Source organism: Microcystis sp. M090S1 (assembly GCF_020246295.1).
GTDB classification, from domain to species: Bacteria; Cyanobacteriota; Cyanobacteriia; order Cyanobacteriales; family Microcystaceae; genus Microcystis; species Microcystis aeruginosa.
In genome coordinates, this window is the sequence record NZ_JADBTF010000011.1 from 10695 (window position 1) to 26551 (window position 15857).

Below are 15857 nucleotides of genomic sequence, written 5' to 3' on the forward strand. Positions count from 1 at the left end.
ATCCCCCACCTCAGAGTCACGGGGACAATTGTGACTATGCCACTAAATTTTCCCATCCCGACAGTATCAAGGTTTTTCCTGCTTATCCGTGACTTTTTCCCAAGCATAACCTGAGATGAAAGTGACGTGACATAACAAGACAAGAGTTGTTAGGAATATGAATCAACAAAAACAAGCTTTTTTAGAACAATACAAACACCTCGATGCAATGGTCAAAGCGCAAACCGAACCCATCGCTATTGTGGGTATTGGCTGTCGTTTTCCCGCAGGAGTCAATGATTCCGAGAGTTATTGGCAGTTATTGGTTAATGGCATCGATGCAGTAACGGAAATTCCTCTAGAACGTTGGAATATTGCCGATTATTATCACCACGATGCCGATGTTCCGGGGAAAATGTATAGTCGGGAAGGGGCATTTTTAGACAAAGTTGACGAATTTGACCCAGCTTTCTTCGGCATCTCACCTCGGGAAGCCGCCGCCATGGATCCGCAACAACGGTTACTGTTAGAAGTCTGTTGGGAATCCCTAGAAAATGCGGCTATTGCGCCAGAAAGTTTGATTAATAGTCAAACTGGCGTATTTATGGGCATTTTTCGCGATGATTATGCCCAATTATGTTTTCATCAAGGCGTAGTCAATCACATTGATGCTTACAACAGTTTAGGAACCAGTCGCGCTATTGCCGTCGGCAGAATCTCTTATCTATTTGGGTTTCACGGTCCGACTCTGCAAATTGATACGGCCTGCTCCTCCTCCCTCTTGGCAGTACATTTGGCCTGTCAAAGTCTGCGCGGCCAAGAATGCAATCTCGCTTTAGCGGGGGGGGTGAATCTGATGTTAACCCCGGCCACTGCGATTAGTAATTGTAAATTAAAAGCCGTTTCTCCCCAAGGTCGCAGTAAAACCTTTGATGCTTCGGCCGATGGTTATGGTCGGGGCGAAGGTTGCGGTGTCGTGGTTTTAAAACGTCTCAGTGATGCTCTCCGAGATGGCAATCTTATTTTCGCCCAAATTCGCGGTTCGGCTGTCAATCACGATGGAAAAAGTAATGGCTTAACCGCCCCCAATGGTCAGGCACAGGAAGCTTTACTCAGACAAGCCCTCGAAAGAGCGAAAATTCAACCTAAAGATCTGCAATACGTCGAAGTTCACGGTACAGGTACATCTTTAGGAGATCCCATCGAGGTTTTATCCTTAGGGAAAATTTATGGCCGGGGTCATAGCCAAGATAATCCCCTGATTTTGGGAACCGTGAAAACTAATATGGGGCATCTGGAAGGAGCTGCGGGGATTGCGGCGTTAATTAAGACAGTTTTACAGCTACAAAATCAGCAAATCGCCCCTAATCTTCATTTTAAGAACCCTAATCCCTATATTCCCTGGGAAAAACTGCCGGTCAAAATCCCCACCACTCTTACCCCTTGGTTGGTCAGAGAAGGAGTCCGACGGGCTGGAGTGAGCGCTTTTGGGATGAGTGGCACTAACGTCCATTTAATCGTTGAGGAAAGCAATTTTGAGCGGCTTGGTGACGAAAAACCTCATTTAGAACGTCCTTGTCATTTAATTACCCTTTCGGCGAAAAGTGAGCCGGCCTTAAGAGAATTAGCTCAACGCTACTACGATTTTTTCGGTCAAAATTCCCAGACGGTCATGGCAAATGTGGCCTATACCGCTAATACTGGGCGATCGCATTTTGAGCATCGTTTAGCTATTCCCTTTGTGGCTCAAAAACAGCTTGAGCAAGCTTTAAAAGACTTTATTAGGGGTGAAAATCGCTTTTCAGGTCAAAAAAGTCTTTTAACCTCGAAAAAAGCCCCTAAACTGGCTTTTATGTGTACGGGACAGGGTTCACAATATCCCGGAATGGCTAGGGAACTCTACGAAACGCAACCGACTTTTCGCCAAACTTTAGAGAAATGTGACGAAATTTTACGGAGCTATGGGGTGAAATCCTTACTGCAAGTGTTATATGGGGACGAAAAAACCAGTCAGTTGATTAATCAGACTTTTTACAGTCAAATTACCCTATTTTCTCTGGAATATGCCCTCGCTCAACTCTGGTTATCTTGGGGAGTGAAACCCGATGCTCTCATCGGTCATAGTTTAGGGGAATATGTGGCCGCTTGTTTAGCGGGAGTCTTTAGCTTAGAAGACGGTTTGAAGTTAATTGCCCATCGGGGACGCTTAATGCAGACATTACCGAAAAACGGCATAATGGCGGCAATTTTTACCGATTCCGACAGCGTGACCAATCATCTGAGGAAGATTAGGGGCATCTGTACCATTGCTGCGGTCAATAGTCGAGAAAATACGGTCATTTCTGGCGAAACTGAGGCTATTAACCATTTAATCGCTAACTTTAACCAGAGAGGCATTGAAAGTCAGACTTTAGGGGTTTCCCATGCTTTCCATTCTCCCTTAATGACGGGTATGGTGGGGGAATTTGCCAAGATTGCCGAAACTATCACCTATAATTCCCCACGTCTTCCCCTTATTTCTAACTTGACTGGGGATGTTATCGATGCAGAGATAGCAACTTCCCAATATTGGGTTAATCATCTACTGTCTCCCGTAGAGTTTGCCCGGGGTATAGAAAGATTAGGAGAGTTAAATACGGAAATATTCCTAGAAATTGGCGCAAAAACCACATTAATTAACCTAGGTCAGCAAAATCTCCCCGACCGAGGTCTCTGGTTAGCTAGTTTATCCCCAAAACAGTCGAATTGGGAAACCCTACTCCAAAGTTTAGCGACCCTTTATGTAAAAGGGGTCAAAATTGACTGGAATGGATTCGACCTGGATTATTTACGCGAAAAAATCCCCTTACCTACCTATCCCTTCCAAAGAAAACGCTATTGGTTAGATTACATTGATTCTCAGCTAAAAACCCCGACAGCAGCAGCTTTCCACCCTCTCCTACAGCAACCGCTGCATCTATTGGGGTCAAAGGATGTTCACTATCAATCCTCTCTTTCTCCCTGCTATCCCAGCTATCTGCAAGAACATCAAGTTTTTGGCCAGGTAGTTTTCCCGGCCGCAGCCTATCTAGAGATGATTATAGTGGCAGCCGGTCAACAATATCCCAATCAGCAGTTTACTATTGGCCAATTGAGTCTGAATCGACCCTTAATTTTCTCAGAAAACCAGCGTAAAAAGGTACAGTTAAGCTTACTAGCGGGGGGACAATTTCAGATTCTCAGTCTTGGGGAAGGGGAAGTTTCCCTACTGCATCTATCCGGTAATTTAACCAATGAAAACCAGGACTTACCCAGCGGCAATTGGACAGATATCCGGGACCGTTGTCACCAAAAAATCGAAATTGCACAGCATTATCAGGACTGTTTAAGTAAAGGAGTGAACTACGGGGAAAGTTTTCGAGTTATCCAGCAACTTTACCGCAATCAGTCCGAAATTGTCGCAAAAATTCAACTTTCTTCCCATCTACTCTCGCAAGCGGTGGATTACCAGCTACATCCTGTCTTACTTGATGGTTGCTTTCACGCTATGTCGGCACTATTTCCCGCAGGGAATAGCACCTATCTTCCCACTAATATTGACCGATTGACCTTTTCGGGAGTTAAGGACACCTCTATATACTGTCATGGTCGCTTCAGCCATAGCAATTTGCAAAACGGCATCTTAATCGCTGATTTGACTATTTTCAGCGAATCGGGTCAATTAATTAGCCAAATTGACGGATTAACCTTTCAACAGGCCCGGCCAGAAACCCTCTTTTCCCAGACCAACGACCTCAATGATAGTTTATACGAAATTACTTGGCAAGCCACGGACTTGACGGGAATGGATTGGACAGAAACAGGAGATTGGTTAATTTTTGCTGACAAAAAGGGAGTGGGGCAACAATTAGCCGAAAAATTGGTGCAACAAGGGCATAGATGCCAACTTATCACCGAAAACAATCGCCAGACTTGGCAATATCTCCTCAAAAAACCCTATCAAGGTCTAATTTATCTCTGGGGAATCGATGACGACCAAGCTTTAGAAAATAATCAAAACCTAGCCGCCACTCAAGAGCGAATTTGTGGAACTTTGCTGGAAATAGTGCAAGAACTAGGCAAAATAGAGGTTAATTACTCTCCTCGCCTCTATATTGTCACCCAATCGGCTCAATACATTCCTTCTCAGCCCACAGTGATTGCCCTTGCCCAAAGTTCCCTCTGGGGATTAGGACGGACTATTGCCCTAGAATACCCAGAATTGCGCTGTCTGTGTCTAGATGGAGATAAATTTCAGGATAGCCACACCTTAGCCCTAGAGGTGTTCCAATCTTTACAAAGTGCGGAGGAGGAAAATCAAATCGTTTGGCGGCAAGGCCGGAGCTATGTGGCTCGTTTAGGGCGGTTTATCCCGAAATCGTCGCTAAAAAACCGAGAAATTGCCGAAAATGCCACCTATCTTATTACTGGTGGTCTAGGGGCCTTAGGGCAGCAAGTGGCTAATTGGTTAAGGAAAAAAGGAGCAAAATCCCTCGTCTTACTGAGTCGCCGGGGAATAACTCCAGAAACCCAACCAATTATAGACCAATGGCGACAAGAGGGAACCAATGTAGAAGTTTTTGCCGCCGATGTTAGCGACTTTGGCCAAATGCGTCGGGCTTTTGAGATAATCGAGCAACAGTTACCCCCCTTAAAAGGAATTATTCACACGGCCGGGGTGTTAGAGGATGCCAGCTTATCCAAACAGACTTGGGAGAAATTTGAGCGCGTCTTTTCCCCCAAAATACTCGGCGCTTGGAATTTGCATCTCCTCAGTCAAGAAGTTGATTTAGACTGGTTTATTAGTTTTTCCTCGATGGCCTCGGTGTTAGGGTCTTCTGGACAGAGTAATTATGCTAGTGCTAATGCCTTTTTAGATAGTCTAGCCCATTATCGTCAAGCGCAAGGACTGCCGGCCCTGACCGTTAATTGGGGTCCTTGGGCAGAGGGTGGTATGGCCGAAAATTTAGGCGAAAAAGCGAAAAAAAGGCTAATTAAACAGGGTTTTACCCCTCTTGATCCCCAAAAATGTTTGCATCTCCTCGAAACACTACTGACGACTTCTCGGACACAGGTAACTGTCGCTTCTCTCAATTGGAATAGCTTTTTTAACAGTTTCGAGAATCAAAAAATTCCGCCTTTATTACGAGATTTCCAGAGTTTTTCAGCCCCAAAATTAACCCCAGACAATAATTTTATTGATGTCTTAATTACAGTACCAATTGAGGAGCGTTTTGCGGCTTTGACTGCTCATGTTCAAGGGATTGTAGCGGAAATTCTCGCTATTCCGGCTAGAGAATTTACCCAAGTTGACCAAGGTTTTTTTGAGTTGGGAATGGATTCTTTAATGACGGTGGAATTACGCAATCGTTTAGCCAAGGATTTAGGTAAATCTCTGGCGGCAACTATCACTTTTAAATACCCAACAGTGACCAGTTTGGTCGATTATCTGGTAGCTGAAGTTATTGACCTTGACTTTAGTTTAAAACCCTTAGCAATAGGAGCAAATCAAGATACCAATATTGATCCCCTCAACGAAGAAGATTTATCCCTAGAAGAATTGTCCGATTTACTGCTACAGGAGTTAAATTCCTTAAGCTAGAAAAGCATACCTCAAACCCTATCTAAATAACCTGTTTACCATGACACAAATACCTGCCAAAACCGATCAAATGAGCTTAATAAAAGATGCCTTAAATCAAATTAAGGTCTTAAAAACTAAGCTACATACCCTAGAAAAAGCTAAGAATGAACCAATTGCAATTATTGGTATGTCCTGTCGCTTTCCCCAGGGAGCTAATTCACCGGAAACTTTTTGGGAATTATTGCAATCAGGAACCGATGCCATCAGCGAAATTCCGCCGCAACGCTGGAATATTGACAATTATTACGATCCTAAACCCGATGCAAGGGGAAAAGTCTATACCCGTCACGGTGGCTTCTTAAATCAACCGATAGATCAATTTGACGCTGATTTTTTTGGTCTTTCTCCCCGGGAAGTGGCACAAATGGATCCGCAACAGCGATTACTGCTGGAACTAGCCTGGGAAGCTCTGGAAAATGCGGGAATATCACCCTTAAATCGGCGAGGAAGTCAAACGGGGGTATTTATAGGCATGATGACTCAAGATTACTCCCATTTTAGCCATCATCCCGATCTGATTGATGCCTATACGGGAACGGGAAATGCTAAAAGTGTAGCTTCGGGACGTTTATCCTATCTTTTTGGATTTCATGGCCCAACTTTAACGGTTGATACTGCTTGTGCCTCCTCTTTAGTCGCTGTTCATTTAGCCTGCCAAAGTTTACGCAATAACGAGTGTGAAGTTGCCCTAGCCGGGGGAGTCAACCTAATGTTAACTCCCTTCGTTACTATCATGGAATCCCGCGCCCAGATGTTGTCTCCTGACGGTCGTTGTAAAACCTTTGATAGAACAGCAAATGGCTATGTGCGGGGAGAAGGCGGCGGTATTATAGTTTTAAAGTCTTTATCTGCGGCTATTCGGGATAATAACTTGATTTTAGGACTAATTAAAGGTTCGGCCGTTAACCATGGCGGTATGAGTAGCGGTTTAACAGTTCCCAATCAACTTAGTCAAGAACAATTGATTCGTCAAGCTTTAAAAAATGCTCAGGTAAAGCCAGAGGACATTAGCTATATTGAAGCCCATGGAACTGGCACTTCTTTGGGCGATCCCATTGAATTAGGTGCATTATCGACAGTTTTTGCTAAAAATCCCCACCCGGTTTGGGTTGGTTCCGTCAAAACCAATATCGGCCATCTAGAAGCGGCCGCTGGTATTGCCGGACTGATGAAAGTGATTTTATGCTTGCAACATCGACAAATTGCCCCCCATCTCCACTTCCAGCAACCGACACCCCATCTAGACTGGGAAAATCAACCGCTGAAAGTTCCGACTAAAAACCGTGAATGGGTTAGTGAAAATTCTTCTCGTTTAGCTGGAGTTAGTTCTTTTGGCTTAAATGGCACTAATGCCCATATTATTCTCGAAGAATACCCTTACGAACCTCAAACGACTGCGGCACCTGATTCATCGCCCTATCTGTTCACCCTCTCAGCCAAGACCGAATCGGCTTTAATCAAACTAGCTCAAAAATACGCAAATTACCTAGAAAATGCGAAAAATGTTGCTTTAAGCTCAATTTGTGCTACTAGCAATCGCAGTCGCTCCCAATTACCCCATCGTTTCACCTGTATTGTCTCTAGTCACTGCCAACTTCAAGAAAAATTAACCGCTTTTGTTCAAGGTGAACCGAGTTCTTTTCGCCAAAAAAGTGAATTTAGTGGCAAAAATCGGGCAAAAATTGCCTTTCTCTTTCCGGGACAGGGTTCTCAATACCCCGGTATGGGAAGGGAACTATACCAATGTTATCCTCTATTTCGTCAAACACTCGATCGCTGTGCTGAGATTCTCCGTCAATATGGGGACTATTGCCTAACGGAGATTATTGACCAAGAAAATCATCTCAATCAAACTTTTTACAGCCAACCTGCCCTATTTGCTCTCGAATACGCCCTTTTTAAACTCTGGGAATCCTGGGGAATTAGCCCCCATGGGGTTATGGGTCATAGTTTAGGGGAATATGTGGCCGCCTGTGTTGCTGGAGTCTTTAGTTTAGAAGATGCCTTAAAATTAGTCTTCTCTCGGGCTAAATTGATGGATTCTGTGGGAAAAAGTGGTTCAATGGTCGTTATCTCGGCTAGTGAAGCTGAAATTAGTCCCTTAATTGCCCCCTATCAATCTCAGGTAGCTATTGCCGCTATTAATGGTCAGGATAATATTGTCCTGTCCGGTGCTGCAGAGACCATAGAAACCCTGGTAAAACAGCTTCAGGTCAAAAATCTGAAAATTACCCGGTTAAATGTCTCTCAAGCCTTTCATTCCCCTCTGATGGAGGAGATTTTAGACGAGTTCCGACAAATTGCTGAAACCATCACCTATCATCCCCCGCAACGAGCCTTAATTTCTAACCTTAATGGCAAGTTAGTCAATTTTGAGGTCACTACTCCCGATTATTGGTGTCGTCATCTCCGGTCTTCTGTTCGCTTTGCCGATGGGATAAAAACCTTACTGGACAACGGTTATGAGCTATTTGTCGAATGCGGCTCCCATCCCGTTTTATCGGCCATGGGCAGCCTACTGGATAAAAATTATTCTTGTCTTTGGTTGCCCAGTTTGCGTCGTCAAACCTCTGACCGACAACAGATCCTCGAGAGTGTCAGTCAGCTTTATCTGCGGGGATTCGCCCTGAATTGGCAAGAGATAACGGCCAATCAAGACAGTAAACCCTGTATCTTACCGACCTACACCTTTGAAAGAAGTAGTTATTGGCTAAAAACAGGCGACTTGACCGCAGAAGAAGCGCAATTATTGCCTAAATTGTCGAAATATCTCCTAGAAACACCTCCTCAACCGCCAGAAGTTGTCAAAACCACCACTGCATCATCTTCTGGTCATCTAATTACCCTTGACTCTCTTTTGGCCACACCCGCAGAGAAACAGCTTAAACAACTAGAAACCTACATTATCGGTGTTTTAGAACAGATTACCGGTTTATCCATGGTTAAGCTACATAGCAAGCAACCGCTCTCTAGTTTAGGCTTAGATTCTCTCATGTCCAGTCAATTACGACGTCAACTAGAGGAGGATTTAAAAATTATTGTTCCCGTAGAATACCTAGCGGGATTGAGTATTGAGCAGTTTTTACCGCAAATATTCAACTTAATCATCCAAAACTCCCAACCTGCAACTAGCAACAAAACTCCTCTCCCCTCAAAACAGAAAAAACCAATCAAGACGACTAAAGCCGAAAATATCTCTAATGATCCGAAACTTTGGCTAATTCGCAAACAAGCTAATCCTAACGCCCACATTCGTCTATTTTGTTTTCCCTACGCCGGTGGGGGTGCCTCCCTATTCCAAAATTGGCTGAATTACTGCCCCAAGGAAGTGGAATTGTGGGCGATTCAACTACCCGGACGCGAAACGCGTCTTCAGGAAACTGCGATTACATCGCTAAAATCCCTGATTAATCGTCTCATTCCGATTCTGACTCCCTATTTAGACCAACCTTATGCTTTTTTTGGTCATAGCATGGGTTCTTTAATCAGTTTTGAATTAACCAGAGAATTAGCTAAAACTCGGCAAAATCTACCCCAACATTTATTTATGTCTGGATTTCGAGCGCCTCAAATTGTCAATCCCGATTTACCCATTCATCGTCTGGGAGATGAGCAATTTTTAGCAGCTTTAGGTCATTTTCAAGGAACTCCGGAAACTCTCCTCAAAAATCCCGATTTAATGGCGGCTTTTTTACCAATTTTACGAGCAGATTTCAAACTCCTAGAGACCTATTCTTATCAACAAGGTCAACCCTTAAATTGTCCTATTACCGTTTTTGGAGGCGACAACGATGCCAAGGTTTCTGCACCTCAATTACAACAATGGCAACTGCAAACCAATCAAGATTTTGTCCTGCATACCTTACCAGGAGGACATTTCTTTATCAATCAACATACGGAGAAAATTATGAAAATAATTTGCCAAAGTTTACGAGAGTTTCCTGAACAAATGACTGCCTAATTAACCAATTATTCAAGGGAGAAAAATCATGACTTTAGATTACAAAGAGCAATACTGTATTATTGGGGCTGGTGCCGCAGGATTAGCGGCGGCTAGAGCCTTAAGCAAAGCCAAAATTCCCTTTAATGTTATCGAATCTGCTCAGGATGTTGGTGGTATTTGGATTTATGACCGTCCCGATAGTCCAATGTATAAAAATACGCATCTAATTGGCCATAAAACCACACAACCTTTTTCCGATTTTCCCATGCCAAAAGATTACCCAGATTATCCCAATCATCGGTTAGTCTATGAATATCTTCGCAATTATGCCGCTCATTTCAATCTCTATGATTTCATAGAATTTAATCTCAGCGTAGAGAAAGTAAAAAAGGTGGGTAACTTTTGGGATGTCAGCCTTAGCAACCAAGAAACCAGACGATACCGAGGAGTTTTAATCGCTAGTGGTTATCACAATAAACCGAATATTCCTCAATTTACTGGTCATTTTGACGGTGAAATTATCCATGCAAAAGATTATGATAATCCTGCTCAATTAAATGCTAAAAAAGTCCTAGTAGTTGGAGCGGGACAATCAGCCATGGATTTAGTCGTCGAAGCGGCTATCAATGGTAGTAAAACTTTCCATAGTACCCGTCGTGGCTTTCTCTGTATGCCGAAATTTTTATTCGGTTTGCCCCCAGAATGGGTGATGATTAACACGCCAATCATGAATCTAATTCCAGCCCAAGAACACATGAAAATGATGGCTTTATTATCACCAATAGCTCTATTCTTACAAGGAGTTAATCTCAAAAAGCTCAATATTCCTACAGATTGTAAAAGTAACGGTCTAATTATTCCCAACAGTGACCAACAAATCTATCGTTATTATGTGCATGGAGATGTCACCCATAAGCCTAATATTCAACAATTAGACGGAAAGAAAGTTATTTTTGCCGATGGCAGTACAGAAGAAATTGATCTCATTATCTACGCCACTGGTTACAAAATTGAATTTTCTTTTATTGACAAATCAGATTTAAATTGGCAAGAAGGAACCACCCAGCCCAACCTCTATATGAATGTTTTTCACCCAGAGGAAAATAACCTGTTTGTCATCGGAATGGTTCATCCCACTGGCACCCACTGGCGCGTATTTGAAGAACAAAGTAATTTAGTGGCCGCTTATCTACAAGCTCAGGATAAAAAATCCCGGTTTGTCTATAAATTTGAAAAGCTAAAACGTCAAATTAGTGCCAATTTAAGCGCCGACAATAAACACCATAGCGGTACTCACTCCTTAGTGATTGACAAATTGGGTTATATACGCGAAGCCCAAGGATTAGCTCGCCGATTACTGGCTTAAATCTACCACCATAATTCACCCCCTGAAATCCCTCTATCTTAACTCCAATGCCCTACATTATTGAGACAGCTACTGGTTTTCCAGAACATTACTATCCCCAAGAGGTTCTAGAAGTCAATATCAGAAATCATTGTGCTAATCTTCTTCAAGATTATTGCCGAGAAAATCATCTCGACTTCCAGGAACAAACCTTTTTTGATTTAGAACAAATTCATCGTTTTTTCAGTAATGTCAAAATTCAAGGGCGATACTTCACCATTCCCCTAGATGAATTCGATGCGGATAATCCTCCCGGAATCGCCCAACCCTTTCGTCAAATGGTCGATCTAACTATGGATTTAGTAACATCGACAGTAACTAATTTGCTGAAAAAAGCCGCTCTTTCTCCTAAAGAAATCTCCCTAGTTACCTCCGTTACTGTTCTTCCTTCCGTTCCTTCCCTAGAAAGTTTACTCCTCAATCGTCTAGATTTTTCCCTCGATATCAAGCGGCAAGCGTTATCGGGTGTCGGCTGTTTGGGGGGCGCCCAAGGATTAGCCAGAGTAAACGATTATCTGCAAGGACATCCCACCGAAGCAGCGATCTTGTTTACCACCGATCCCTCCTCTGGCCTTTGGCAAGGGTCAATTCATAGCGATTTAACGGAATTATTGGGACAATTACCCGAAGATCCCTCTCAATATAGCAATATCATTATGACCCTTGTGGTAGCGGCTTTATTTGGCGATGGAGTCGGTACTGTGCTCTTAGCGGGAGATGAACATCCCTTAGTCAAGCAAGGTAAAGCAAAACTGAAGATTATCGGCACTCAATCGCTGTTAATGCCCCACACAGAGCATTTAATGGCATTACCTTTAACAGACTACGGTTTTCGCCAAATTCTTCGCCCAGAAGTCTCTGATTACGTCAAGGGTGGGGTGAGAAAAGCGGTGACATCTTTACTGGAAAAAATAGGAGTTTCCCTCGAGGAAATTGTCTGTTGGATGGTGCATCCGGGAGGTCCAAAGATTCTCGATGCAATAGTTGAAGAATTCCAGTTAGAACCGGATATTCTACAGGTTAGTTGGGATATTTTGGCGGAAATTGGCAATATTGCCTCTGCTACTATCCTCTGCATTCTCGATGAAACCCTTTCCCGTCCCCATCCTCCCACGGGTTCCTACGGATTAATAATTTCCATGGGGCCTGGATTTGCTCAAGAAGCCATTTTAGTTCAATTCTAAGGATATTTAAGGATGTTAAGCCAAATAGTTTTCATTGCCCTGATTAGTTACATTATTGTCCAACGAGTGCGCGTTACTCGTCTGAGTAAACAGAATATGGCCAAAGTCTTAGCGGAAGGTGGCAAACTGCATAGTTCTAATTATGTGGGATTCGTCAAGATTTTCCAATCTAGCTGGATGCTTTGCATGATCGGGGAAGTTTATCTGCTCGATCGACCTTTTATTCCAGCATTGGCTTTATTTTCCCTAATTACTACCTTTTTAGCTCAAAAGCTCCGCTATGCCTCCATTGAAGCTTTAGGCGATCGCTGGATTCATCAGGTGGTCACGGTTCCTCAGACACCCGTGATCGACAATGGCATTTATCAATATATCCGTCATCCTAACTGGTGGGCCATGATCACGGAATTAGCGGTGGTTCCCCTGTTTCATACCGCTTATCTGACATCTATAGTCTTTAGTCTCCTGAATGCTTGGTTATTAATCCAACGCATTCCGGCTGAAGAAGAAGCTTTAAGTCAAGACACCAATTATCAAGCAGTTTTCGCCAATACTCCCCGTTTTATTCCTAGTTTTAGCGCAATTTTCTCTCGCAAACAGCAACCGCTTAAAAGTTAATTGCCACGGATAGCAGGGCCGGTTCCCTAGGGCCCTTTAATTACCCCTCATACCTGAATTTCAAGGAGAAAAAAAATACTATGGACTCTCTAATTGTTTCCGAAAATATTATTAGCGACAATTTAACTGACGCTCTACAAGAATGGGAAACTTTATTAGGCTCCGAATATGTCAGCACCGATAACAAAAAACGCCTAGAAGCCGAGACCGCTACCTACGAAACCCATGCTAAAATCCCGGCAATTATTCGCCCAGGTAATCGTCAAGAAGTCCAAGAATCTCTAAAAATTGCTAATCGCTATCAAACCCCTGTCTATCCTATTAGTACAGGTAAAAATTGGGGTTATGGTTCGCGAGTTCCTAGCCGCACCGGTTCGGTTTTAATGGATTTGAGTCGATTAAATCAGATTTTGGATTACAATGAAACCCTAGCTTATGTAACTATTGAAGCGGGTGTTACTCAGCGACAACTCTACGATTTTTTGCAGAAAAATGGCAATAAATTATTAATGAGTGTCACCGGTTCGACTCCTGATTCTAGTATTATTGGCAATATTCTCGAACGAGGTGAAGCCAAAGGACCTTTGGGCGATCGCTTTAATCATGTCTGTGGAATGGAAGTAGTTTTGCCCACCGGTGAATGTGTTCATACGGGATTTAATCGCTTTGAAAATTCCCAAATAGGGGCGGTCAATCGTTGGGGAGTCGGTCCCTATTTTGATGGAATTTTTACCCAATCTAACCTAGGAATCGTCACCAAAATGACTTTTTGGTTAACGCCCTATCCTGAATATTTTCAGGCTTTTTTCTATAGCATCGATCAAGAAAATAAATTAGAGTTATTGATCGATAAACTACGTCAACTGAAAATGGCAGGGGTAATTAAAACGACCTTCCACATTAATAATAACTACCGAATGTTGTCCATTCAACAACAATATCCCTGGCAGGAATGCCAAGAAAAAACTCCTTTACCCCCCGATTTATTAGAACAATTAAGTCATCAATGGGGCGGCGGTGTTTGGATAGGAGAAGGAGCTTTATATTCGGCTTCACCAGAACAGGGAAAAGTCGAAAGAAACCTAATTGAAAAAGCCTTGAAAGGAATTGTCAATAAACTTATGTTTTTTGATGAAAATAAGTTCAAAATGGCCAGCAAAATGAGTCCCATTTTTAAAGTATTTACTGGTGTGGAAATTAAGGACAAGGTGGATTTAATTTATCACAAAAATCCCCAACGAGGAATGATTACCGAAAAAGTGCTGAAGATGGCCTATTGGCGCAAAAAAACGCCCCCCACCGATAGGTTGAATTTAGACCTGGATGCCTGTGGCATGATTTGGTGTGTTCCCGCTGTTCCTTTTCTGGGAAATCATCTCAGAAATGCTCTCAATATTATCAGCAGCATCGCTAAAAAATATGGTTATGAACCTAATATCGGCATTAACTGTATTACCGAGCGCAATATCAACATCAATGCTGCCATTTTTTATGATCGATTGCTAGAAGGAGAAGACCAAAAAGCCTTAAATTGTCACGATGAAATGTTGGCAGAATTGATCAATAAAGGCTATTATCCCTACCGTCTTAGTACCCACTCTATGAATAGTTTACCCGTAGCCCAAGACGATTATAGTTGCTTAATCCAGAAAATTAAAGACAGCTTGGATCCCAATCACATTCTCTCACCCGGTCGCTACGAATTTCTTTAAATAAGCCTAACAATCTATTGCTAACTACCCATCTCTCCCCCAATTCTAATGACTTCTAGCACTTCTAGCAAATGGCAACATCTCCGAATAGATTATCTTCCTTATATCACCGGTTGGTTTGGTAACTTTATCGTTAATAATGCCCTTCTAACCATGCTAATCTATCGCTACGACCCCGGCATTCCCAATGACTATAACTTATCCATTTTATTGCCCTCTGCTTTAGTGGGGATAGCGATAATGATTAGCCGTATTGCTGGGGCTTTTGTGCAGCCAGTAGTCGGTTATTTTTCCGATCGCTTTTGGAGTCCTTGGGGCAAAAGAAGACCATTCATACTGGCCAGTTTACTCCCTTTAATTGGTGGTTTTATCCTGTTGTTTAATCCCCCTAATAACTTAAATCAAACCACTTACTTCATTTATTTAGTCACCATGCTTTGGGTGTTTTATGTGGGTATGGCATCCTACCATGTTCCCTATTTAGCCTGGTTGCCCACTCTCGCTAAAAGCCCAGAAGGAAGGGTTAAATTATCAACTCAAATCGGAATTTTTGGTTTAGTTGGTGCCACCATTGGTGGGATTATTGCCCCTTGGTTAACTGATAGCTATGGCTTTCAGGGGATGGGTATTGCTATTAGTCTTATTGGGGTAATTACCCTAGCTATGCCCTTGCTAGAAAAAGAAGAATATACTCCTTCTAAGGGGAAATATCCTAACTTTAAAACCACCTTAACGGCGGCTTTTACCAATCGGACTTTTTGTATCTATATGATCACCATGATTTTGGCGTGGATGGTGATTAGCATTATCTCGGTGATTCCGACTTTTTTAGTAATTGCTCTCCTCAAACGAGAGGTAAGTTTTGCCGCCGTGATTAATACTATTATCGTCGGTAGTGCCTTGGCTGGATTTACCTTGGTTTTACCCTTAGCGCAAAAATATGGCAAAAAACTGGTTTTTCAAGGTTCTTTAATCTGGGTTGGCTTGGGTATGATTGCCATGGCCTGTGGTCGCTTTTGGTGGCAAGATTCTTTGATTCCTTGGTTAATCCTTTCAATCATCGCTAATTTAGCCCTAGCCAGCTTTTTTAGTCTGCCGAATGCCATGTTATCGGACATTATCGATCAAGATGCGGAGCAACAGGGAATGGGACGAGAAGCAATATTTTTTGGAACTAGGGGGCTACTAATTCAATTTAGCCAAGGTGCGGGGTCTTTTCTAACAGGATTAATCCTTTCTTTCGGGAAAACTCCTGATAACCCCTGGGGGGTACAAATTGCCTTTTTGTCCGCCGGTATATTATCCCTAGCAGCGGCTTTTTTCCTCCGGTCTTATGCCATAAAAAAATAGTTCT

The 15857-nt window shown here is 42.8% G+C and carries 7 protein-coding genes; all 7 read left to right on the plus strand.

Translation table 11 applies throughout. The features are described from left to right. The first annotated feature begins 157 nt into the window (after positions 1-157). The 7 genes from IM477_RS00385 (at position 158) to IM477_RS00415 (ending at position 15853) form a co-directional block, all read left to right on the plus strand. Positions 158-5599 carry a type I polyketide synthase gene (locus IM477_RS00385; protein ID WP_287729990.1) on the plus strand — a complete coding sequence of 1814 codons (5442 nt, stop codon included), beginning with the start codon at positions 158-160 and terminating at the stop codon, positions 5597-5599. A gap of 40 nt (positions 5600-5639) precedes the next feature. Next, positions 5640-9602 (plus strand): beta-ketoacyl synthase N-terminal-like domain-containing protein, encoded by a 3963-nt coding sequence (locus IM477_RS00390; RefSeq protein ID WP_287729991.1) that lies wholly within the window; start codon positions 5640-5642, stop codon positions 9600-9602. 28 nt (positions 9603-9630) lie between these two features. Then, positions 9631-10950 (plus strand): flavin-containing monooxygenase, encoded by a 1320-nt coding sequence (locus tag IM477_RS00395; protein ID WP_287729994.1) that lies wholly within the window; start codon positions 9631-9633, stop codon positions 10948-10950. 47 nt (positions 10951-10997) lie between these two features. Beyond that, positions 10998-12173 (plus strand): type III polyketide synthase, encoded by a 1176-nt coding sequence (locus IM477_RS00400; protein ID WP_287729996.1) that lies wholly within the window; start codon positions 10998-11000, stop codon positions 12171-12173. Positions 12174-12185: 12 nt separating this feature from the next. Next, a complete protein-coding gene (locus IM477_RS00405; RefSeq protein WP_002731647.1) occupies positions 12186-12791 on the plus strand; it encodes an isoprenylcysteine carboxyl methyltransferase family protein in 606 nt (201 codons plus the stop codon). A gap of 80 nt (positions 12792-12871) precedes the next feature. Further along, a complete protein-coding gene (locus IM477_RS00410) occupies positions 12872-14503 on the plus strand; it encodes an FAD-binding oxidoreductase (protein ID WP_287729997.1) in 1632 nt (543 codons plus the stop codon). A 48-nt stretch (positions 14504-14551) separates the two neighbouring features. Then, positions 14552-15853 (plus strand): MFS transporter, encoded by a 1302-nt coding sequence (locus IM477_RS00415; RefSeq protein WP_287729999.1) that lies wholly within the window; start codon positions 14552-14554, stop codon positions 15851-15853. Positions 15854-15857 lie beyond the last annotated feature (4 nt).

Coding starts and splice junctions, on each gene's coding strand:
- IM477_RS00385 (WP_287729990.1), top strand. CDS start 158: ATGAATCAACAAAAACAAGCTTTTTTAGAACAATACAAACACCTCGAT.
- IM477_RS00390 (WP_287729991.1), top strand. CDS start 5,640: ATGACACAAATACCTGCCAAAACCGATCAAATGAGCTTAATAAAAGAT.
- IM477_RS00395 (WP_287729994.1), top strand. CDS start 9,631: ATGACTTTAGATTACAAAGAGCAATACTGTATTATTGGGGCTGGTGCC.
- IM477_RS00400 (WP_287729996.1), top strand. CDS start 10,998: ATGCCCTACATTATTGAGACAGCTACTGGTTTTCCAGAACATTACTAT.
- IM477_RS00405 (WP_002731647.1), top strand. CDS start 12,186: ATGTTAAGCCAAATAGTTTTCATTGCCCTGATTAGTTACATTATTGTC.
- IM477_RS00410 (WP_287729997.1), top strand. CDS start 12,872: ATGGACTCTCTAATTGTTTCCGAAAATATTATTAGCGACAATTTAACT.
- IM477_RS00415 (WP_287729999.1), top strand. CDS start 14,552: ATGACTTCTAGCACTTCTAGCAAATGGCAACATCTCCGAATAGATTAT.